24 protein-coding genes are annotated in these 20,130 nt (G+C 41.5%); 5 read left to right on the top strand and 19 right to left on the bottom strand.

Annotated features, from left to right (window positions below):
* The first annotated feature begins 185 nt into the window (after window positions 1-185).
* The 3 genes from HF078_RS19985 (at window position 186) to HF078_RS19975 (ending at window position 1,661) form a co-directional block, all read left to right on the top strand.
* Window positions 186-467: a hypothetical protein gene (locus HF078_RS19985; protein ID WP_148989124.1), complete on the top strand. Its 282-nt coding sequence runs from the start codon at window positions 186-188 to the stop codon at window positions 465-467.
* Between the two features lie 16 nt (window positions 468-483).
* Window positions 484-822 carry a spore coat protein gene (locus HF078_RS19980; protein ID WP_169292721.1) on the top strand — a complete coding sequence of 113 codons (339 nt, stop codon included), beginning with the start codon at window positions 484-486 and terminating at the stop codon, window positions 820-822.
* Between the two features lie 194 nt (window positions 823-1,016).
* Window positions 1,017-1,661, top strand: a complete 645-nt coding sequence (locus tag HF078_RS19975; protein ID WP_169292720.1) for a hypothetical protein — start codon at window positions 1,017-1,019, stop codon at window positions 1,659-1,661.
* A gap of 209 nt (window positions 1,662-1,870) precedes the next feature.
* On the opposite strand, the gene HF078_RS19970 is transcribed toward HF078_RS19975, so the two are convergent.
* The 5 genes from HF078_RS19970 to HF078_RS19950 are packed head-to-tail and all read right to left on the bottom strand — an operon-like array spanning window position 1,871 to window position 5,810.
* Window positions 1,871-2,122, bottom strand: coding sequence for a YusU family protein (locus tag HF078_RS19970; protein ID WP_169292719.1), 252 nt, complete (start codon window positions 2,120-2,122; stop codon window positions 1,871-1,873).
* A 46-nt stretch (window positions 2,123-2,168) separates the two neighbouring features.
* Entirely contained in the window at window positions 2,169-2,921 is a 753-nt protein-coding gene (locus HF078_RS19965) for an IucA/IucC family C-terminal-domain containing protein (protein WP_169292718.1), read from the bottom strand.
* The gene (locus HF078_RS19960) at window positions 2,918-3,736 is read right to left on the bottom strand and encodes an ABC transporter ATP-binding protein (protein WP_169292717.1); all 819 of its coding nucleotides are present in this window, start codon (window positions 3,734-3,736) and stop codon (window positions 2,918-2,920) included. The genes HF078_RS19965 and HF078_RS19960 overlap by 4 nt, the downstream gene beginning before the upstream one ends.
* A gap of 17 nt (window positions 3,737-3,753) precedes the next feature.
* Window positions 3,754-4,809, bottom strand: coding sequence for a FecCD family ABC transporter permease (locus HF078_RS19955; protein WP_169292716.1), 1,056 nt, complete (start codon window positions 4,807-4,809; stop codon window positions 3,754-3,756).
* Complete coding sequence (locus HF078_RS19950) at window positions 4,806-5,810, bottom strand: FecCD family ABC transporter permease (RefSeq protein ID WP_169292715.1); 1,005 nt, start codon at window positions 5,808-5,810, stop codon at window positions 4,806-4,808. Before HF078_RS19950 ends, HF078_RS19955 begins: the two co-directional genes overlap by 4 nt.
* A 177-nt stretch (window positions 5,811-5,987) precedes the next feature.
* Between HF078_RS19950 and HF078_RS19945 the strand changes: the two genes are divergently transcribed.
* The gene (locus HF078_RS19945; RefSeq protein WP_169292714.1) at window positions 5,988-6,971 is read left to right on the top strand and encodes an ABC transporter substrate-binding protein; all 984 of its coding nucleotides are present in this window, start codon (window positions 5,988-5,990) and stop codon (window positions 6,969-6,971) included.
* Between the two features lie 96 nt (window positions 6,972-7,067).
* On the opposite strand, the gene HF078_RS19940 is transcribed toward HF078_RS19945, so the two are convergent.
* The 10 genes from HF078_RS19940 to HF078_RS19895 form a co-directional block, all read right to left on the bottom strand.
* Window positions 7,068-7,826 carry a (S)-benzoin forming benzil reductase gene (locus HF078_RS19940; protein ID WP_169292713.1) on the bottom strand — a complete coding sequence of 253 codons (759 nt, stop codon included), beginning with the start codon at window positions 7,824-7,826 and terminating at the stop codon, window positions 7,068-7,070.
* A gap of 15 nt (window positions 7,827-7,841) precedes the next feature.
* Entirely contained in the window at window positions 7,842-8,297 is a 456-nt protein-coding gene (locus HF078_RS19935) for a site-2 protease family protein (protein WP_169292712.1), read from the bottom strand.
* Between the two features lie 152 nt (window positions 8,298-8,449).
* Window positions 8,450-9,232 (bottom strand): sulfite exporter TauE/SafE family protein, encoded by a 783-nt coding sequence (locus tag HF078_RS19930; RefSeq protein ID WP_169292711.1) that lies wholly within the window; start codon window positions 9,230-9,232, stop codon window positions 8,450-8,452.
* A 155-nt stretch (window positions 9,233-9,387) separates the two neighbouring features.
* Entirely contained in the window at window positions 9,388-10,515 is a 1,128-nt protein-coding gene (locus HF078_RS19925; protein WP_169292710.1) for an MBL fold metallo-hydrolase, read from the bottom strand.
* Window positions 10,516-10,562: 47 nt separating this feature from the next.
* Window positions 10,563-11,117, bottom strand: coding sequence for a sulfurtransferase TusA family protein (locus tag HF078_RS19920; protein WP_169292862.1), 555 nt, complete (start codon window positions 11,115-11,117; stop codon window positions 10,563-10,565).
* A gap of 28 nt (window positions 11,118-11,145) precedes the next feature.
* Complete coding sequence (locus tag HF078_RS19915; RefSeq protein WP_169292709.1) at window positions 11,146-11,442, bottom strand: rhodanese-like domain-containing protein; 297 nt, start codon at window positions 11,440-11,442, stop codon at window positions 11,146-11,148.
* A 27-nt stretch (window positions 11,443-11,469) separates the two neighbouring features.
* A complete protein-coding gene (locus HF078_RS19910) occupies window positions 11,470-11,826 on the bottom strand; it encodes a rhodanese-like domain-containing protein (protein ID WP_169292708.1) in 357 nt (118 codons plus the stop codon).
* Window positions 11,827-11,841: 15 nt separating this feature from the next.
* A complete protein-coding gene (locus tag HF078_RS19905) occupies window positions 11,842-12,318 on the bottom strand; it encodes a DsrE/DsrF/DrsH-like family protein (protein ID WP_060665435.1) in 477 nt (158 codons plus the stop codon).
* A 32-nt stretch (window positions 12,319-12,350) separates the two neighbouring features.
* Window positions 12,351-12,578: a sulfurtransferase TusA family protein gene (locus tag HF078_RS19900; protein WP_169292707.1), complete on the bottom strand. Its 228-nt coding sequence runs from the start codon at window positions 12,576-12,578 to the stop codon at window positions 12,351-12,353.
* Window positions 12,579-12,819: 241 nt separating this feature from the next.
* Entirely contained in the window at window positions 12,820-13,080 is a 261-nt protein-coding gene (locus HF078_RS19895) for a metal-sensitive transcriptional regulator (protein WP_010196754.1), read from the bottom strand.
* Window positions 13,081-13,377: 297 nt separating this feature from the next.
* On the opposite strand from HF078_RS19895, the gene HF078_RS19890 reads away from it, so the two are divergent.
* Window positions 13,378-15,795: a beta-galactosidase gene (locus HF078_RS19890; protein ID WP_169292706.1), complete on the top strand. Its 2,418-nt coding sequence runs from the start codon at window positions 13,378-13,380 to the stop codon at window positions 15,793-15,795.
* A gap of 79 nt (window positions 15,796-15,874) precedes the next feature.
* Here the strand turns inward: HF078_RS19890 and HF078_RS19885 are convergent, their stop codons facing one another.
* From HF078_RS19885 to HF078_RS19870, 4 genes are read right to left on the bottom strand one after another with little or no spacing between them, the layout of a single operon-like run.
* On the bottom strand, window positions 15,875-16,753 hold the full coding sequence (locus tag HF078_RS19885) for a sugar phosphate isomerase/epimerase family protein (RefSeq protein WP_169292705.1): 879 nt from the start codon (window positions 16,751-16,753) through the stop codon (window positions 15,875-15,877).
* A 23-nt stretch (window positions 16,754-16,776) separates the two neighbouring features.
* Window positions 16,777-17,934 carry an ROK family transcriptional regulator gene (locus tag HF078_RS19880; RefSeq protein ID WP_169292704.1) on the bottom strand — a complete coding sequence of 386 codons (1,158 nt, stop codon included), beginning with the start codon at window positions 17,932-17,934 and terminating at the stop codon, window positions 16,777-16,779.
* A 57-nt stretch (window positions 17,935-17,991) separates the two neighbouring features.
* Window positions 17,992-18,978: a glycoside hydrolase family protein gene (locus HF078_RS19875; RefSeq protein ID WP_169292703.1), complete on the bottom strand. Its 987-nt coding sequence runs from the start codon at window positions 18,976-18,978 to the stop codon at window positions 17,992-17,994.
* A gap of 30 nt (window positions 18,979-19,008) precedes the next feature.
* Window positions 19,009-20,094: a Gfo/Idh/MocA family protein gene (locus HF078_RS19870; protein WP_169292702.1), complete on the bottom strand. Its 1,086-nt coding sequence runs from the start codon at window positions 20,092-20,094 to the stop codon at window positions 19,009-19,011.
* Window positions 20,095-20,130: the final 36 nt, after the last annotated feature.

The following is a 20,130-nucleotide window of genomic DNA, read 5'->3' as shown; positions in this document are numbered from 1 at the left end:
AAATAAAATTACAACCTCATTTTATCATCTTTTCAAATTTTTGAATACAAATTATTTGTCGGGAAATAGTGCTGATTTTTGTCGCTTTATTAACAATTTGGGATAAAGTAGATTTTATTTGGCGTACATATTTTCCTGCTAAAAGGTTACTCTACATTTGATAGATTATGATAGGAGGTCGTTGTATGCAACAGCAGCAACCACAGCAAAATACTACTCAGCAGCCTGGCTATTACCCACAGCCGCCAAATGTGGTAACGACAAAAGATTCTTTATACTTTGCAGATATGCTTTCCTGGAATTTACTTGCGATGAAGAAAGCGCACTTTTTTGCAAGCCAATGCCAGGACCAGGAAGTCGTCACTGCTATTGAAAAAGCCGGCCAGATGCATCAGAGACATTATCAAAAGATTTTGACGCACATCCAGGGTCAGAACCAAATGCAGCAACAGCAGCCATTACAATAGAAAGGAGACAACCTACATGAATCAACAAAAAATCCAGAATCCTGAAACGCAGGTTGCCAAGACACCACAAATGAATGAGCGCGATTTCATCAACGATATGTTGGCTACAGAAAAATACATGACCGATTCATATTGCACTGCTTTAAATGAAGCAAGCAACCAACAAATCTACACGGATCTGCTTGCAATTTTTAATGAAACACAGAATTGTCAGCGTGAGCTTTATAATGTGATGTTCCAAAAAGGGTGGTACGGACTGGAGCCGGCTGATCAAACAAAACTTCAACAGGAATACCAGCAGTTTCAAGGTTACACGAACCAGTTTCCATATGGAAATAACGGGATGATGCAGTAAATGATTAAAGCGACGATTGAGGCCAAGAAATCCGGTATCTTTCGTTGCTTTTTTTCAAATAAGGCTATAAAAAAACGTATCTTCCCCTCTACCCTTCAGCATAATCTCCGAAACCCGAAATTTCCTCATTTAGGTAAATTACTCCATTTTTTTGTGGTAAAATTAAACAAATTTCGTTTTTAGGGGGGAATTGGGTGAAACGTGTAGTCACTCTATTTTTAGTAGGAGTATTGTTTAGCGGTTGCTCTAATACAGATGTTCACCAAGAAAAAGTCACAGAGTTGGAAACCGAAATAGTGGAAGTCTATGCGCAACTAGAAGAGAAAGAAATGGAGATAGAAACGCTTTCCCAACAACCTGCGGAAGAGGAAACTGGAGAATTCATCACCATTCCTAAAGATCAAGTCCCTCATCTATGGAGAGATGTGGATGTACAGCTTTGGGAGTACTTGATAGATGATTCGTTAGCGAAAGAAACTGGTTGGCAAAAAGGAGTTACGAATTGGCGTGAGTGGGATGGAGAATATGATCAAGCTCTTGGGACTGCCAATCAAAGTTGGAAAAGTCCAGGATTATTAATGAATGCATGGATGTTGGATGTAGAAACCAGCTATGGACTTGGTATGGATGTGTGGGAAATTAACACAAGAATTGATTTTTCAGATGAGGATGAAGCGGAAGGCTATATCATGAGTTATGGAATTCGGGATGATTCTGTTGCCGGCAGCGATGTAAAACTCACGATGTTGAAAGAAAATAATTTTTGGTATGTGGAAAAGGTGGAAGTTCGTGACAGGTGTTCTCGTGGTGTTAGTGAAGATAAAGATCTCTGTTTGTAATCAATGAAAAAGGATTTAATGGATAAATGGTCACTTAGGATGGATATATTGAATTTATAATGGATATGTTGCCTCTTGCAATGGATAAACGTCCGGTTAGAATGGATATATCTGTTTTACAATGGATAACCGTATAAATGCGACTTTAACTCGTACCTTTTGAAATAAATAGAGCCTTGATTTGCACAATAGCAATCCAAGGCTCTTCCCTATTTTCCGCTTTTCGCACGGTGGGCGTCATTTAATTCTTTAATTTCCTTAATCAATGTCATCATATCTTGCTTTGCATCTGGATATTGCTCATTCCAATGCTTGACAAGTGGTGGCATTGATTTTGCGATGTATGTATAGAGCACCCATGCTTTCACATTTTCTTTGTGCTCTTCTGTCACTTCTCCTAAAAGAAGTTCCGTGTACTTTTCTAATAAACCGTCCAGTTGCTGGTCGAGTTTATCGTTCATCGGCAGAACCTCCCCTCAAGCTTTTGTTCCATTATAGTGAAGTAAATCAGTTATTACAATTTAATGGACAGGTCGAGCATCGGACTCCTTCGCTATTGGTTTTATAATAGTAGCAACAGGTAGTTCGCATTCTCAGCTCTGCTTGGTGCATTTCTACGAAGGTTTTCGGCTTATAGAACAACGCTGCTGGGTTTCTTTTCATTCCAAATAAAGCAGGGTCTGCCTCCAATAAACTTTTAAAATCTTCTTCTTGGTATGGCGCATCCAACTTCTGATTAGGGAGAATGGACTCGTACATCCAGTAGATATATAGCACAACATTTTCCCATAAAGTTTGGCGGGACACCTTTGCCTCTTTTGCCATACGCTGAATCAGCGGGGCAATCACTCCGTTGAAAAGTTCATTAAAATGCTGAACTCTCCATTCCTCACGCGTTTCAAATCCAGTGACCTCCATTGCTTGCACCTCTGTATAACGAAGCTTCGGCAGCCACACATCATTTTCTACATAAGAATCAATCCAAATGTTGGCTGGATCTAATTTCAGTGTTTTGTTAAATGCCGTCATGGAAAGCAAACAGTTTACCGCAAGGAATCCCAACCTTTTCATGAGAAGCGATGCCGCAACGTCCATTTCGTCTGTACCCAATGAAGCCTTGACCTTCGTTAAATATTCTTTCGTTCCATTATGGATAAGTGAATGAAGCGAGATAGTATCCTCTACCTCTGCCTCTCCTGTTACAAAACGGCAGCTTTCTTCCAAGAAACGAAATTCCTGTTTTGTGAGCGTGCCCATCATGCTCTTAGTCCTTCCAGATTCGGAACCAAGCAACGGCCTCGACCATGCGGAATACATAAAGGTGTCCCAAATAGTGGATCCGTAGTTACTTGGCAATTCATATCAAAAACATTTTTGACAAGATCACAGTTGATTACTTCTTCTGGTTTGCCTTGTGCATATATTTGCTTATCGCGGATGGCAACAAGGTGATGCGCATAACGGCAGGCAAGATTAAGATCATGAAGGACCATGATGATGGTACGGTTTTCTTTTTCATTTAATTCAAAAAGAAGGTCGAGAATTTCAATTTGATGTGTTAAATCCAAGTATGTTGTCGGTTCATCCAACAAGATCACATCTGTCTCTTGCGCAAGTGTCATCGCAATCCATGCACGTTGACGCTGCCCACCTGATAGGGAATCAACCGTTCTTTCTGCAAATTCTTCCATGCCTGTTGCACGAAGGGAATCCCAAACTACTTTTTCATCATGTTCTGACCATTGCTTTAACCATGACTGATAAGGGTAACGGCCTTGTTTTACTAACTGAAGCACAGATAACCCCTCTGGTGCAGTCGGTCCCTGTGGAAGGATGGCAAGTTGCTTGGCAATGTCCTTTGTGGATTGACCGGATATAGCCTTACCTTCCAAGAGCACATTTCCTTGTCTTGGCTTTAACAAACGAGCTAGCGAACGAAGCAAGGTGGATTTCCCACAGCCATTTCCACCGATAAAGACCGTAATTTCCCCTTTAGGAATTTGCAGATCTAATTCTTCTATAATGATGGATTCACCGTAGGATAATGTAAGTGACTGGGTTTCTAAAGCATTCATGTTACTTCCACCTCTCGTTAAGAATTTCTCGTTTTATAAAGCAGATAAATAAAATATGGTGCTCCAATGGAAGCGGTAAATACACCGGCGGGAATTTCAAGTGGCGAAAACAAGGTTCTGCCAATTAAATCAGCCAGCATGACCAGAAAGGCTCCGATAAATGCGGATGTGGGAATCAGCACTCCAAATGAGGAGCCAACAAGCCTGCGAGCGATATGAGGAGCCATTAGACCAACAAATCCAATTCCTCCTGCAAATGCAACCGCACCACCTGTCAGTGCCGTACTCAGGAAAAGCAAGCCCACTCGGTGTTTATTGACCGCACCGCCTACTCCTGTTGCCACTTCGTCTCCAAGTTCTTGTATATTCAGTTGCCTTACTGCCATAATGCTGACAAGAACAAGTAAGACAGTCCAAGGTAATAAAATTTTCACATGACTCCAGTTGGAACCATATACAGTTCCGGTAATCCAAATGTTAGCTTGGCTAGCACGGTAAATCGGTCCAAGTATCATGAATAATGTTGTTAAAGCCTGCATCAATGTGGAAATTCCTATTCCAATTAAAACAAGTCTGATTGGCGACAGTCCGTTTTTCCAGGCAAGGGAATAAACAATGATTGCGATGGTTGTCGCACCGACAAATGCACTTAATGGCAGCCACTGAATGCTTACAGTCAACGAGTTGTTGCTGTCGCTGAAAAGAGCGAGAAACAGGACAACCGCTGTCGAAGCCCCTCCAGTCAATCCTATAATATCAGGAGATGCGAGCGGATTCCGTATTATGCCCTGTAAAATGGCTCCGGCAACCGCCAGTGAAATTCCGACAAGTAATGCGATGATAATCCTTGGCAGACGGAAGGATTGGACAACGAGCGTTTCCATGGAGTCCCCTTGGCCGAAGAATACTTTTATCACATTCCATGGAGAGATTTTCATATCCCCCATACCTGTACTTAAAATAAACAAAGTAATGACTGCGAGCGCTAATCCCAATATTGTAAGTATCGCTTTTTTATCCATAAAGAAGGATAAGCGACCCTTGCCAAGTCGAAACGTTTTATAGTTCTTCATTTTCCGTGGAACCCCCTTCTCGCGATATAAATAAAGAATGGAGTTCCAATTACCGCCGTCATGACACCGACAGGTACTTCTTGTGGCATAATCACATAACGAGCTCCAATATCTGCAACAAGCAGGAGAATACCGCCTAATATCCCGCAGTAAGGAGCCAGCCAGCGATGGTCGGTGCCAACTAGATATCTCGCAACATGCGGGATAACAATTCCTATGAATACTATGGGTCCTGCAATAGCAACAGAGCCGCCTGCCAGTAATATAATTATGACTGCTGCTGTTATTTTAAGGAGACCTATTTTTACTCCTAAGCTTGTTGCCACGTCATCCCCCATCGCAAGCAAGTTGATCTTTTTTCCGATGAAAAAAGACGCAAGCCATGCCACTGCAATATAAGGAAGAACTGCAAACACCATATCCAGACTTCTGCCCTGAACAGAACCTGCCAACCAAAAAAGCACTTGATCAAGAGCCGTCTCGTTCACAACGAGCAACCCCTGTGTGAGAGAGGAAAACATAGCAGCAAAAGCCGCACCGGCAAGTGTCAGTTTCATCGGTGTCAGCCCCTCACGCCCAAGTGATCCGATAAAATAAACCGCAAACGCAGCAAGGGCTGCACCTGCAAAAGCTAACCATGTATAAGTTTGTAAAGACGTGACAGAAAAGAAGGAAACCGCGACTACCACAAAAAAGCTAGCTCCGGCGTTAATTCCGAAAATTCCTGGGGAAGCCAACGGATTTTTGGTCAGCGCCTGCATCCATAGTCCTGCAATCGCTAAGCTTCCCCCCACTACTGCGGCAATGATTGCCCGAGGAAGACGGACAGATTGAACAATGATGTGTTCATTTGATCCGTCAAAATTACGAAATGCCTCAACCGCAAGCGTAAAACTAGTATCTGTATATCCATATATTATGCTTGCCACAAAGCTCATTGCTAATAAAAGAAAACCAATTATCAATCCAAATACTTTGTGACTATTTTTACGAAGTAACATACTCTGTACCTTCAATCTTCATAGCTTTTTATCTATCTATAAGTTTAGGAGAATTAGAAGGACGTGTCAATGACTTTGAAAATCATTCTCATTAAATTATTGACAATCATTCTCATCAGGAGTACTATTTAACTTGTGAATGAAAATCATTATCATTAAATACGGGGGCTACATATTATGTTGAAAAACAAAAATCTTTTTACATTATTTTTACTTACTTTAATAACTTCTCTTGTTTTATCGGCTTGCTCTGGCAACAATGGCAATAACGCTGGCCAAGAAGATACTTCTGGCGATACTCCAACGGAAGATACTTCTTATGAAGTGGAGCATGCAATGGGTACAGAAACAATTGAAGGTACTCCAGAAAGAGTAGTAATTCTTACAAACGAAGGTACAGAAGCATTGCTTGCAATGGGTGTAAAACCTGTCGGCGCTGTTCAATCTTGGTTAGGTGACACTTGGTATGATCATATCAAAGCAGACATGGAAGGCGTAGAAGTTGTGGGTACGGAAAGCGCGGTAAACCTAGAAGCAATCGCAGCACTTAAGCCGGACTTGATCATCGGTAACAAGCTTCGTCAAGAAGACGTGTATGAGCAACTGGATGCTATTGCACCAACTGTTTTTGCTGAGACATTAAAGGGTGACTGGAAAGAGAACTTTAAGCTTTACACAAAAGCATTGAATAAAGAAGAAGAAGGCAAAAAAGTAATGGACGACTTCGATGCACGTGTGGCAGAGATGAGCGAGCAACTTGGTGAAAAGAAAGAGCAGGAAGTATCTATCGTTCGATTTACAGCTGGAGATGTACGTATCTACCATAAAGATTCCTTCTCTGGAATTATTTTAGATCAACTTGGATTTGCACGTCCTGAATCTCAAAATGTTGATGACTTTGCTGAAATGAATGCAACAAAAGAAAGAATCCCTGCAATGGACGGAGATGTTCTATTCCACTTCTCCTTTGAAACTGGTGACGGAGAAGCAACAAAAATCAAGGATGAGTGGTTAGAAGATCCATTGTTTAAAAACCTTGAGGTTGCAAAGGCAGGAAATGTCCATGAAGTAAGTGACGCAGTATGGAACACTGCCGGTGGAGTGCTGGCAGCAAACCTAATGTTGGATGATATTGAGAAAGTATTTTTAGGGGAAGAGTAATACTGAGGGAGCCGGCGCAATTGATGCGACGGCTCATTTTTTGTTTTCTCTGTTACCGTTTGCGGCAGGTTTTTGCTTATTTCCGCCTTGAGACGCTTAGAGAAATTCCTTTATGTCATAAACTTTTCCATTTTCAATCGTACTTGAGAATATTAAATCTATCATTTTTTCAGCAACAAACGCCGGACTTCTTAATTGTCCCTCTTCATAGTAGTTTTTGAAAGTCTCCACATTACTGAAATCCTCTTTTTCAGAACTGCGGATCACTCCTTGCATATCCGTATCCATCACTCCTGGTGAAAAAGAGAGAATGTTTGTCGGATGTGCAGCTTGGCTTTGTTCGAGCCCTACTGATTTCGTGAACATATCCAGCCCAGCCTTTGTCGTGCAATAGGTGTTCCATCCATGAATCGGGCGGTTGGCAGCTCCAGAACTAATATTGACGATCACCTTTTTGCAGTCCCAATCTTCGGTGAGCCGGATAAATTCGTTGGTCATCAGCATCGGAGTAAGAAGGTTAAGGTGAACAGCCTTGGTCATAGTGGACTCTTCCGCTTTCCCAGCGGGCTTAATCGGATCTACCATTCCGGCATTGTTTATTAGATAAATCCCCTCTGCCTGCCCGTCCTTCTCAATTTTAGACAAAAGATATTGTACAATCCCAGTCACTCGTTCATGCTTGCTTAAATCCTCTTGTAGAAAAGTTAATTCTGCTCCACTCTCTTTTGCTGTGTGTTCCAGCTCCTCATTTTCACTTCTGGCAATACAAATGACATGATGGTTTTCTTTTAGCAGTAATTTCACAGTAGCTTCTCCAAGACCTTTAGAAGAGCCTGTAACAATAAAATAGTTCATTCATACACTCCCAATCTATCTATTTTTTACTAGTTTGATGAGCGAAGATGCAATCTGCCAGCCGTCTGAACATTTTTCTCCTAGTTTAAAAGGTATAAGGTTGACGATACCGATCCAGAGGCTGAAATAGACGAATAAGGCGGAAAAGGAAAATTGAAATGGCGTCCAAAACGGTAGTACTAATAGGACAGATAGTAAGTTAAAAAGAGGTCCACCAATAGAAATCCAGGCAATCTCTTTAAGGGATAACTCCTTTGTCATGTCATTACTGGAGTACCCTCCTAAAAACGGGATAATGTTTATCCTTATTTGGGTACCCTTTAAATTAAAATCCACAATCTTCGGACCTATGCCAATCCCGATTTCCGTTTTTTTCACTTTATGAAGTTTTGCCATACTCACATGGCCTGCCTCATGAATCAGGTGGACAAGCGGTACTACTACGTAGAAAAACATCAAAGTATCAAGCATACCAAAGCAACCTTCTTTTTAAGTCGTTGGTTATATTATACATGAGCAACCAACTGTATTGGAGGAATTTGGTGTAGAAAAAAACTCCTGTCGGGGTCAGACCCCGACAGGAGTTTTCATTTTAATCTCGAATACACTAATGTTATACCTTATTAGATTATATCCAACCAGATTTTTATAGTAGTTGCTAAAATCAATAATGCCAAGATCCACTGTAATACTTTCGTATTCATTTTCTGTCCAAGCTTAGCGCCAATTGGTGCCGCTAGGATACTCGCGATGACCATGACGATAGCAGGAACCAACAGTACTTGACCAGTCGTGATTTTCCCGACAGTACTACCGATAGAAGAGATAAAGGTAATTGCGAGTGAAGACGCGATTGTCATACGTGTAGGAATCTTTAATACAACAAGCATGATCGGTACGAGCAAGAATGCCCCTGCCGCTCCGACAATACCAGAGCCGATACCGACGATGAAGGCAAGGACAGCTGCTAATGCCTTATTGAAAGTAACTTGATCTAACGGTATGTCATCAATGCCTTTTTTAGGAACGAACATCATAATAACAGCAATAAGTGCAAGAATACCGTAAACCATATTAATGCCGTCTGCGCTCATAAGACGGGAACCATATCCACCGATAAAACTACCAATGAGAATACTTACTCCCATATAAATGATAAGATTTTTATTTAAATAGCCGCCTTTGCGGTAGGCCCATACACCTGAAATGGTGGCGAAAAACACCTGCACCGCACTGACACCGGAAACCTCATGCGCTGTGAGCGCAGTAAGACCGAGCATCGGCGGGATATATAATAACATCGGATACTTAATAATTGAACCACCGATACCAACCATCCCCGACACAAACGAACCGATGAAACCTATCGCAAACAAAGCTAAAAGCCACAGAATATCAAATTCCATATAGCATCCCTCCTTCTAAGTTGAGGGGGTTTCGACACGAATGCCAAAACTCCTAGAGGGGTCTGACCCCTTTTCTAACTTTTTTTAATATTTTCCGCCCTTCGACACGAAGGGCGGAATTCCTTTGAGGGTCTGACCCCTCTCCAAGGATATTTTTATCCGTGCACCGCGCAGCGGTTAGGGCCGATTTCCATGTCGCGTTGTTCGTCTTCGGTTGGGTTGGTTTTGCCCATGTTTAGTTGGCGGATTTCTTGGTATGCGTTTGGTTGTGGTGGCAGGTTTTCGGAAACGAGTTTACGGAATTCCGCTTCGTCTTCGATGTTTAGGCCTGCGTTGTTTTTAAACAAGTCGCCTAGGCGTGCTGCCACTAGCCCAGCTTCACCAACTTCGGACATGGTGCCAAAGTGAGCCGGTAATACTACTAAATCATCAGATAACTCTTTGTAGCGGGTGTAAAGTGTTTCGCGAAGATCTGCTACCCAGTCCTCCGCTTTTCCTGCAAGGTCAGGACGACCGATAGACTCAACGAATAAAATGTCACCACTTAACAAGAAACGGTTATCCACGACAAATGATGTGCTTCCGATTGTGTGACCCGGTGAGTAGATCGCCTGTACAGCAACCTTTGTTGTACCTACTGTGATTTCCACACCATCTTCCAATGCTGCATAATCAAATGTTACTTCTTCTGCATCTTTTGGAGGTAACCAGTACGTCGCGTTCGTTGCTTCACGAAGCATGCGTCCTCCAGAAATGTGGTCGGCATGCAAGTGTGTGTCAGCCACATGTACCACTTTCAAACCTTTCGCTTCAGCAAACGAAATGTACTGATCCACCATACGCGTAGAGTCAATAATCATAGCAGAACCATCAGATTCAACTAGGTAGCTTAAGCATCCTTTTCCGATACGAACGAACTGCCACAATGTACCGCCATCCGTTAAATCTGCTACCTTAACTGGCTCCAAGTATTCACTCCATGCCTTCATTCCGCCTTGCAAGTAAGAAACATTTTTAACGCCAGCTTCCACTAACATCTCACCAACAAAGATAGAAGAACCTTCTTTCGCACATACAACCAATACATTTTCTGATGGAATTTGGTCTAAGATTTCTTCTACGCCATCCATCAACTCAAAGTAAGGTACATTCCTATGCTCAACAGATGCGCCTTCAATTTTCCAATCAGCAAATGCATCTTCGTTTCGCACGTCTAAAATAAATAATGATTCATTAGCCAAAATCTTTTTCGTTACATCTTTTGCAGTCATTGCGTTTAACATGAATAAATACCCCCTATGGTATATTTTATTTCAAAAAAATTTATAGCTTAAGCTGTAGGACCTTCCCACTTACTCATGCCAGGAACAACATTTTTTACATTTGTAAAACCTAGCTCTGTTAGTTTCTGTGCAGCCATATCACTGCGGCTTCCGGTACGGCAAATAACATATGTTTCTTTTTCTTTATCTAAATCTGATACTCCGTTTTCAAGGTCACCTAAGGGAACGGATACTGCACCTGGAATATGTCCGAATGCATACTCGGCTGGTTCACGGACGTCAATCACATTGATGCCTGCTTCCAACTTGGCTGCCAACTCTTCGTTCGTTGCAACATGAGGATAAGTTTGCTCTTCTTTTTCCTCTTCTGATCTTGCTTTACGGATATAGTGTTTCAGTACATCGCCTTCTTCAAGCGTTCCTAAATATTGATGGCCGATTTTTTCTGCCCATGCTTTAATATCCGCTTTGGAACCTTTATCTGTTGCTAATACTTCCAATACTTCTCCTGATTCAACCTGGTCGATTGCCTTTTTAGTACGCACGATTGGCATTGGGCATGCCAAGCCTTTCGCATCTACAGTCATATTTACATTCATCAGTAGGTCATCTCCTTTTTTAGAAAAAATATTATTCTACATTACCTTCCCACTCGAGCATTCCGCCAACCATATTGATGACGTCAAAACCTTGGGCTGCCAAGAACATAGAGGCTTTCCCACTTCTTCCACCAGAACGGCATACCATGAAATGCGTTTTTGATTTATCGATATCTTGCGTGCTGAACTCCAATAAACTTAAAGGAATGTTCACCGCTTGCGGAATCTTCCCTGCAGCCACTTCCTCCGCTTCGCGTACATCAATAATAGATATCTGCTCGCCTGCAGCAAGCTTTGCTTCTAATTCTTGTGGTGTAATCTCTTTCATAATTAACAGCTCCTTTTCTAATAAGTATTACCAGGCGTTCATACCGCTTTTGACATTCGTTAGTTTCGTAAACCCTGCCTTTTTCAATTGTTTGTCGGCTGCGTTACTGCGCATGCCGCTTTGGCAAATTACGATGATCTCTTTCTCTTTTGATAGCTTGTTTGTGTTGTTTCCAATGGTGTTCAAAGGGATATTCTGAAACTGTCGAATGTGATTCCCTTTGTATTCCATCGGTGTACGCACATCAATGAACTGTTTGTTCTTATCTTTTAACTCTTGTTTTAATTCAGCCGTTGTTATCTGACGCACTCCGGCAGTAGGTTTCATTCTGCTGATGAGAAATACCACTGCCAGCGCCATTACAATGTAAGGAAGAAACTCCATTAAGCCACAATCCTTTTAGATAAATAAGTTTACATTACCTTCAGAAGCATCGCCTAAATATGCGCCAACCCCTGCGTACTCAATTCCGTCAATCATTTCTTCATGCTTTAAGCCAAGTAAGTCTACCGTCATTTGGCAACCGACTAACTTAACATCCTGCTCTTTGGCCATTTCAATCAAGCTTGGCAAAGACTGTACGTTATGCTTTTTCATAATATCTTTAATCATTTTAGGACCCATGCCAGCCATGTTCATAGTAGATAGTGGCAACTTGTTCGCACCACGTGGCATCATTTTGCCGAACATTTTTTCAATAAAGTTTTTCTTAACCGGAACAAGCTCTTCCTTACGAAGTGCATTCAATCCCCAGAATGTGTGGAAAATGGTTACTTCGTGGTCATATGCCGCAGCACCGTTCGCAATAATATAGGCTGCCATTGCTTTGTCATAGTCACCGCTGAAAAGTACAATCGTTGTTTTTTTCTTTTCCATGATAAGATCCTCTCCTTTTATGTTTTCGATCGTTATGCTTTTTTAATATAGAAAGTAAATACGTCGTTTTCTTCTTTCATATCTAATAGCTCATTGCCAGTTGCTTTGCACCATGCTGTTAAGTCCGTTTTGGCACCTTTGTCTGTTGAGATAACCTCTAAAATTTCACCGCTGTTCACTTCACTTAATGCTTTCTTCGTTTTCACCAATGGCATTGGGCAAGCTAATCCTTTTGCGTCTAATACTTTGTTTACGTTCATGTTTTATTCCTCCTATTATTGTTACCCCTGGGGGTATATTATAAGTTAAAAAAATATAGCTTAGATCTAAATACCTGGTAGGGTATATTTTGTTCTAAAAAAATAATGAGTCAACCCGTATACCCTCAGGGGTATATTAACATATAAAAAAATATGATGCAACCTTTTGTTTAAATACCCTAGTGGGTATCTACAACTCTATAATATACCACTAAGGGTATATTATCAAGTACTTTTTTTACTACCTGCTTTTAATGAGAAGATCAACCGCTTGTTGCACCATTTCGCTGGTCTCTTCACCTTTTAGTACATTTTCTCGAACGCATTGTTCCAAGTTTGTACTAACAATGACGCCAATGGCGCGTTCAATTGCAGTGGTTGCAGCGTTTAACTGAGATACCACATCTCGGCAATCTTCGCCTTGCTCCATCATATGAAGAACTCCCCTGATTTGCCCTTCGGCACGTTTCAAACGATTCTTCATTTGGTTTGTGTATTCCATAGCAGACATGCACCTCCTGTTGAAAATAATGTAGTAACAATGTCTATGCTCATATATTATACCCCTAAGGGTATATTGTCAACCCTTTGAATTAAGAATCTTTTACTTCCTTATTATAGATAGATTGGTGTTATATCATATTTTCTATACCAATAGCACGAGACCTATAGTAAATAAAATCGTTTCAACAATCATCTATTTGTGGTAGGATTATTCTTGTATATTATTTAGCGAAACGTTTCGATTTAAAATATTTTGTAAGCGCTTTTCTACTTTACCTTAAGGGGATGGAGAGACATGATTGAAATTAAAAATAAACAGATACTTATAGATGGAAAACCCGTTCTTATTATGTGCGGAGAAATACATTATTACCGTTTAGAACGGAAAGATTGGCAGGATCGCATCAATAAACTGAAAGATGCAGGCTGCAATGCCGTTGCTACATATATCCCTTGGCTTTGCCATGAGCCGGTGGAAGGACAGGTAGATTTAGATGGCAGAACTCGACCGGAATTGGACTTGGGTGCTTTTATCGACCTCTGTGCTGAAAATGATCTATACTTTTTTGCCAGACCAGGCCCGTTCATTATGGCGGAAATGAAAAATGAAGGAATACCACACTGGGTATCTAAGAAGCACCCTGAAGTTGTTCCAGTCGGATGGGATGGAAATGCTGCAACCACGCCAACACTCGATTACTTGGCTCCAAACTTCCTAAAAGAAACAAAAAAATGGTATGAATCAGTAATGGCAGTAATCGCTCCACGTTTGCATACAAACGGCGGAAACATCATTGGAGTGCAGCTGGATAATGAAATCGGTATGTTATCTTGGGTAAGCAACTGTCCAGATTTAACAGAGCAGTTGTTGGAGGACTTTGCTCGCTGGTTAAACGAGAAATATGAAGAGGCAGAGTTAAAAGAACGATATCCATTTAATCTGCAGGATACGTACGAAAGAATCACTGGCATCCGCTCTCCAAAAGAAGAGTATGCAGCCGAACTAATGCGAGACCTTGGTCATTACATGAGAGATCGATTTACACGCTATGTCGCTATTTTGCGCGAGTATGCCGAAGAATTTGGTGTGAAAGATGTTCCTTTCATTGTCAATATTCACGGAACAGGCGGAGGCCGGGGGTTGACGTATCCGATCGGCATCTCCCAACTTTATGAGTCTTATACCCAAAGTGAGGGGTATATGTCGGGTTCTGATATCTACTTTGGAGACTTAGATATGGAGTCATTCCAGGATCTTTACTTGATCAATGGTTTTATGGACGCCGTTCATAACCCGGACCAGCCTCTATCTAGCGTCGAGTTCAACTGTGGCGATGGCAACTTTGGAGAAACTTATGGTGGTCGCTATGATGTTTCCGCAGCCGATTTCAAAACAAGAATGTGTGTCGCGCAAGGTAATCGTCTGATCAATTACTACCTTTTTACCGGTGGATATAACTACAAGTTGAATGAAGCAGCAGGCGATGGAAATGGACGTATTGCTTCTACTGGGGAGCGTCATGGTTTTGCTGCACCAGTTAATCCGGAGGGCAAGCTCAACTACACTTTCCCTAGAATGGCCCGCTCCATCAAAACCATGATGGCTGTCGGTGACAAGCTTGCGGCAATGGACGAAGACCGAGATTCTGTAGCTTTTGCATTTATTCCTGACTATTATATGACGGAGTATCATTATCCCAAAAGCACAAAGATGCGCGAGATTACAGAAAATATCACGATGCACCGTGGTGCAGGTGCTTGGGAAATCGTAGCGCGCGCTATGCTCCTTGCAAACTATCGTTTCAGTTCTGTGGATGTGCAAAATAAAGAATTGGATCCGCAAGCGACAAAGGCGCTAGTACTGCCTTCTGCGCGTTATATGGACAAAGAAGTGCAGCTGAAATTGGTTGAGTATTTGCAGCTTGGTGGAGGAATTCTACTTTACGGTGAAGTACCGACCTTTGATATGGAAGGGAAGCCTTTTACTGCTTTAGCTGATGCGCTTGGTGTGAAGCCCTTAGGAGTGACATTCAATGAGCATGGTCGCTTTATGTCTCTAACAGCGGATGATTGGGCAGCTAAGCGTCCTGAGATCCGTACTTATTTTAACCAGACATTTGAGCTTGGTTCTAATGCAGAAGCCATCATGCGTGTAACCGAATCCGATGATGTATGTGGTTTTGATGCGAAGGTTGGAAAAGGTCGTGCTATCGTACTTGCGACTGCTTACCGCTGCGATATCGACCTTTTCAAAACAGCACTGGAGCAACTTGGAGCCGTTGCTGGGCTTACACATGATTGTGAGTACCATGGGATATTCTCGACGTCTGTCTCAAATGGTAACGAACGATTCGTACACATTCTAAATCTTGACGGATTTGATAAAGAGATCCAGCTGAATCTAGATAATGAGAAGATTTTTGAAGGCCGCAAGTTCACCCTTCAAAGCAAAGACGGGGTGATGTTGCCAATGAACGTTGCGTTGGATCATCTAGGAGTTACAGTTGTTTATTCAACAGCAGAAATATTTAATGTTTCGGATAACTCCATCGAATTCCGTTTAACACAGAAGAGCGATACCATTTGCTTAAATACTGATCGAACGGTTGTCGATAGCGAAGATTACACGATAGATAAAGAAGGTTCTATGGTGACGTTAACTTCCAAGAAACACGCAAAAGTGGATGATCGACTAGTGGTCAAATTTGTATAGTTTTCTGTTGATCTAATTTTACTCGCTAAAAAGGGGAATCGATTATCTCAATTCGATTCCCCTTTATTGTTTTGTATTATTAAACTTTCACCAATCCTGGTAGCTTCTCCAAATACCTCTTGGCGATTAGCAACCCTTCCTTGGTTTTTTCCAAATTACCGCCCCATATCGGATCTTCATGTTCAATGCTGACTACACCGTCATATCCTGCTTCCAACAGCTCGGAAATAAATTTCCTCCAATCCAGTGCACCATGTCCAGGCAATCGATACCTCCACCAGCTATAATCTGTCAGGAATCCCACTCGTTTCAACCTCTCTTCATCAATCTCCGTATCCTTGGCATGAACATGAAAGATTCGGTTGCCAAACTCTTTAATAGGCGAGTAAGGATCGATAAACTGCCAGATTAGATGGGAAGGGTCAAAGGTCAATCCAACATTAGGCGAATCCAATCTCTCGAACAACCTGCTCATCAGCTCAGGTGAAATTGCAATATTCCCCATCAATGGACAATTTTCAAAAGCAATTTTCACATTGACTTTTTCCGCCAATGCCACCATCTCTTCAAAAAAACCTTCCATTTTATCTAAACTGTATTCGGGTTTGGGACGGATTGCGTCATAGCTATCGTATTTATCTCCCTCTGCATTCATCGAAATGCCAGTTGAGGTTACCACTGTTGGAATACCAAGCTCGCCTGCTTTTTGGATTCGGCTTTTTAACTCAAGCCGATGACCCTTCGCAATTTCAGGATTATCACTTAAGAAGTTGCGACAATAAGTTAAAGCGGTAATGTTAACCTGCCCTTCAGAAACCACCTTTTCTAAATGATCAAATGGAATGTTGGGGCCGATTTCCAAGTGTTGAAAACCATGTTTCAAAGACCAGTCAACTATTTCATTTATATCTTTCACACCATGGTGAACTATTGAATTCGTAAGATAACCGATATCCATCGTTGCTTCCCCTCTTCACCATATTATTTATTTGCCGTGAATACCCCATATAATAACGCGACACTCGCTGCACCAATTACCCCTTGATGATCCCCTAGGTCGGTTGTGACGATTTCTACATTTCTTTTTTTTGCTAAAAAAGATAGAGTATTGACTTTCCCCCTAATTTCTTGGATGAGAGGTAAATCTGCTCTGGCAAGTTCACCGCCAATTACTATTTTTTGTACGTGAAACATATTAATGAATGAAGTAAGAACAATAGCAATCCTCTCTCCTGCCTCCATAAGAACATGGTTCACTTTTACGTCCCCATTCTGACTGGCCTTAATGATACTGCTCACCGATTCCAGATTTAGCGCATGTAAAAGAGCCTCTTCAGAAGCATATCTCTCCAAGCATCCTTTATTTCCACACCAGCAGTCAATCCCTTCCGGCTGATAGGTCATATGGCCAATTTCCCCGGCCCCAGTCAATTCACTGCGGTAAGGATGGTCATTAAGAAATAAACCTGCTCCTATTCCCTGGCCGATATAAACACTCATAAAGTCTGAGTGTTTTTTGCACGAACCGAACATTTTCTCACCGAGTGCCATTCCGCGTACATTATGATCAAGGTATACAGGTACATGAAAGATATCGGAAAGCTCGGAAGCAAGGTTGACATTTTCCCAGCCTAGATGCTCCGCTTCCAGAATGCTCCCATTGTCGAAGTCTACTAGACCAACCGACCCGATTCCAATACAGCTTACAGATAATCTTTGGTTTTTTTGAAGAAAGCTTTGCAGTTTATCGATTAGAAGTCGAAGAAATTCAACCTGGTTTATTTTTTCAGGAATGGTAAACCTAGTTGACGTTAAAACATTCCCTTTTAATGTGACAATGCCCATTTCAACCCGGTCACTTCTGATATGTATCGCTGCTACCCTTTTTACCTCTTCATTTAACCCAAGTACTACTGTTTTGCGACCCGCTCTTTTTGTATCACTTACACCGGTTCCTAGTTCTATCACAAAGCCTTCTGCCATCAACTCGCTTATAATGTTGGTTATCGTGGCAGGCGTAAGCTTGGTAAATGCTGCTATTTCCTGTCTTGTTGGTGCTTCAAAACGCAGTAATGTTTGAAATACCAACGCTCTATTCAATTGTTTGGTTCTTAATGTATTTTGGCCAATAAATGACATATTACGTTCTCCTCTTTTGGAGACGGTCTGAGTTTAACACTTCAAGTTCAAAGTCTATTAAACCCTTACCTTACATAAACGAAGTTCATGGGCACCGTCTTCTCTTGTGTATTCATAATAATACCATATCTGATCTTCGTGAATGATGGCATCCACATAACGAACCGCCTTCTTTAAGCTTGTTTCAAGAACAGGACCGTTTACATTTATTTTCGCAAAGGTTTTTAAATCCACTGTTAATGCCAATGCTAACTTTTCTTCATAGTTCTGTTCGACGCCGATACTCCCATCCCATAGAACGGTATAAGCACCTTGATACGGGATAATGGAAGTAAGTCGAGCTTGATAGCGGTCCCACCCTGATTCACTTACAGGTAAAACCGTATCCTTCCATTCAAAGTTTACTCCATCCTTACTTACGGCAAGGCCAGTCGGGGCAACTGCCAATCCCGTATTATGGACATCCCCAGTGTTATGCATGCTGCCTAAGTCCGCATCCTTTATTCCATTAGCGTATACAAAATACATATAATATAAGTCATCATGCTTCACAATATATGGATCTTTTACACCTTCTACACCAGGATAATCAGTTGCTGTTAACACTTTTTTTCGATTATTGACATCAAATGAAAACGGAGTCTCAGCTTCTACTACATCAATCCTCCAGCGATTATCTGCTGAATCCACATAGCTGACGTAAAGTCGATATAGATTGTCTTGTACCTTAACCAGTGCAGAACGTTCAATGGAGCTTGAATTCAATTGCTTTTTATGCAAACTCCACATATCCGTAAAATTCTCTCCATCTTTACTGCTTGCGATTCTAACCTCAAAGCCTCGTTCATTTTCTCCCAAGCCACGAGGATTTCTTAATCTATAATATAAGTAGAAGGTTTCATCTTTCTCATCAAAAAGAATGGTAGGTGCTCCTGCCCAATAGCCTGTCTCGTTTCCGAGTGGGGTTATCACTGCCTTTCCTTCTTCTGGATGAAATAAAGGTGCAAGTTTTACCTGATTTTCCTGTATGATTGTTTTCTCCATATTAAATCCCCTCACTTCAATTATTTTGTCTCAATAGGACGTTAATTTGTTTTCCAAAAGCGGCACTCTTATTCCCTTTTCACTAGACAATACAGCAGCATCAATCACTTTAGCCGCTTTCGCACCATAAGCAAAGGAAAGCTCATGAGGCTTATCGTGTACGATCGCATCATAGAATTCGGCATATTGCTTCCCGCGAGCCAACCCTGGGAAAACATGTTTCTCTTGGATTGTCATATGTACTAATTCATCAGCCCATGCGCCATTTTCCGTTCGACTTCGAAAATATACCTCGCCATCTTTATTCATGGAAACGGCCCCTTTTGTCCCCACAATCTCTAATCCATCGCCTTCCTGTGGAAGTAACCTGGAATTATTCAGTGTGCAAATAGCCCCATTCTCCATTCGCAAAATAACCGATGCTAGATCATCATTGGTTACAGCTTGTTTTCCTTCTTCTGTATGACGGGAAGTGATGAATGTCCCAAGGGCTGCCTGTACATCTTGAATTTCTCCGCAAACATCCGACAAGAAAAATTGAATTAAATCAACTTGGTGAATTCCGAAATCTGCTACGGAACCAGGGCCAGAATGCTCTTTTTTCATACGCCATTCCAATCCGACATTTGGATTTCCTATTCTAGACCCACCAAGCTTATGACGATAGGAAAAAATGTCTCCCAGCTTTCCTCCTTGAATTAATTCCTTTATTAATTGTGCGTAAGGATGATAACGATATTGCATTCCCATATAATGAATAATTCCTGCTTGTTCTGCTTCATCCGCCAAAAGTTTAGATTCGTAATAGTTAATGGAAAGAGGCTTCTCACATAGTACATGCAATTTCCGCTTTATTGCTTCCCGCGCAATAGCTCCGTGAGACAAGTTATCTGTGCAAATTGCAATGGCGTCTACCTTACCTAAAAGAGAGTCGAGACTTTGGCAGATAATTTCTGAAGATAAAGCGTTTCGCTCCACCCAACTTCTGGCGTTTTCTTTATTGATATCAAAAACCGCCGTTAGGTCCCATTGAGGAACTGCCTGTATTCCTTTAAGGTGATCGGTAGCAACTCCGATTGTCTGTCCTGTTCCTACAATGCCAATACGTAATTTCACTTTGATTGCACCTCGCTTTAGATAATAATCAATTAA

The organism is Bacillus sp. RO2, from assembly GCF_012911845.1.
Taxonomy (GTDB): domain Bacteria; phylum Bacillota; class Bacilli; order Bacillales; family Bacillaceae_I; genus Sutcliffiella_A.
Note: the sequence above shows the minus strand (reverse complement) of the source record. Positions and strands in the feature narration are given on the sequence as shown.

Coding starts and splice junctions, on each gene's coding strand:
- HF078_RS19985 (WP_148989124.1), top strand. CDS start 186: ATGCAACAGCAGCAACCACAGCAAAATACTACTCAGCAGCCTGGCTAT.
- HF078_RS19885 (WP_169292705.1), bottom strand. CDS start 16,753: ATGGATATCGGTTATCTTACGAATTCAATAGTTCACCATGGTGTGAAA.
- HF078_RS19940 (WP_169292713.1), bottom strand. CDS start 7,826: ATGAACTATTTTATTGTTACAGGCTCTTCTAAAGGTCTTGGAGAAGCT.
- HF078_RS19915 (WP_169292709.1), bottom strand. CDS start 11,442: ATGAAAGAGATTACACCACAAGAATTAGAAGCAAAGCTTGCTGCAGGC.
- HF078_RS19875 (WP_169292703.1), bottom strand. CDS start 18,978: ATGGAGAAAACAATCATACAGGAAAATCAGGTAAAACTTGCACCTTTA.
- HF078_RS19910 (WP_169292708.1), bottom strand. CDS start 11,826: ATGGAGTTTCTTCCTTACATTGTAATGGCGCTGGCAGTGGTATTTCTC.
- HF078_RS19950 (WP_169292715.1), bottom strand. CDS start 5,810: ATGTTACTTCGTAAAAATAGTCACAAAGTATTTGGATTGATAATTGGT.
- HF078_RS19970 (WP_169292719.1), bottom strand. CDS start 2,122: ATGAACGATAAACTCGACCAGCAACTGGACGGTTTATTAGAAAAGTAC.
- HF078_RS19945 (WP_169292714.1), top strand. CDS start 5,988: ATGTTGAAAAACAAAAATCTTTTTACATTATTTTTACTTACTTTAATA.
- HF078_RS19930 (WP_169292711.1), bottom strand. CDS start 9,232: ATGGAATTTGATATTCTGTGGCTTTTAGCTTTGTTTGCGATAGGTTTC.
- HF078_RS19895 (WP_010196754.1), bottom strand. CDS start 13,080: ATGGAATACACAAACCAAATGAAGAATCGTTTGAAACGTGCCGAAGGG.
- HF078_RS19880 (WP_169292704.1), bottom strand. CDS start 17,934: ATGTCATTTATTGGCCAAAATACATTAAGAACCAAACAATTGAATAGA.
- HF078_RS19890 (WP_169292706.1), top strand. CDS start 13,378: ATGATTGAAATTAAAAATAAACAGATACTTATAGATGGAAAACCCGTT.
- HF078_RS19955 (WP_169292716.1), bottom strand. CDS start 4,809: ATGAAGAACTATAAAACGTTTCGACTTGGCAAGGGTCGCTTATCCTTC.
- HF078_RS19905 (WP_060665435.1), bottom strand. CDS start 12,318: ATGGAAAAGAAAAAAACAACGATTGTACTTTTCAGCGGTGACTATGAC.
- HF078_RS19965 (WP_169292718.1), bottom strand. CDS start 2,921: ATGATGGGCACGCTCACAAAACAGGAATTTCGTTTCTTGGAAGAAAGC.
- HF078_RS19935 (WP_169292712.1), bottom strand. CDS start 8,297: ATGCTTGATACTTTGATGTTTTTCTACGTAGTAGTACCGCTTGTCCAC.
- HF078_RS19900 (WP_169292707.1), bottom strand. CDS start 12,578: ATGAACGTAAACAAAGTATTAGACGCAAAAGGATTAGCTTGCCCAATG.
- HF078_RS19980 (WP_169292721.1), top strand. CDS start 484: ATGAATCAACAAAAAATCCAGAATCCTGAAACGCAGGTTGCCAAGACA.
- HF078_RS19925 (WP_169292710.1), bottom strand. CDS start 10,515: ATGTTAAACGCAATGACTGCAAAAGATGTAACGAAAAAGATTTTGGCT.
- HF078_RS19960 (WP_169292717.1), bottom strand. CDS start 3,736: ATGAATGCTTTAGAAACCCAGTCACTTACATTATCCTACGGTGAATCC.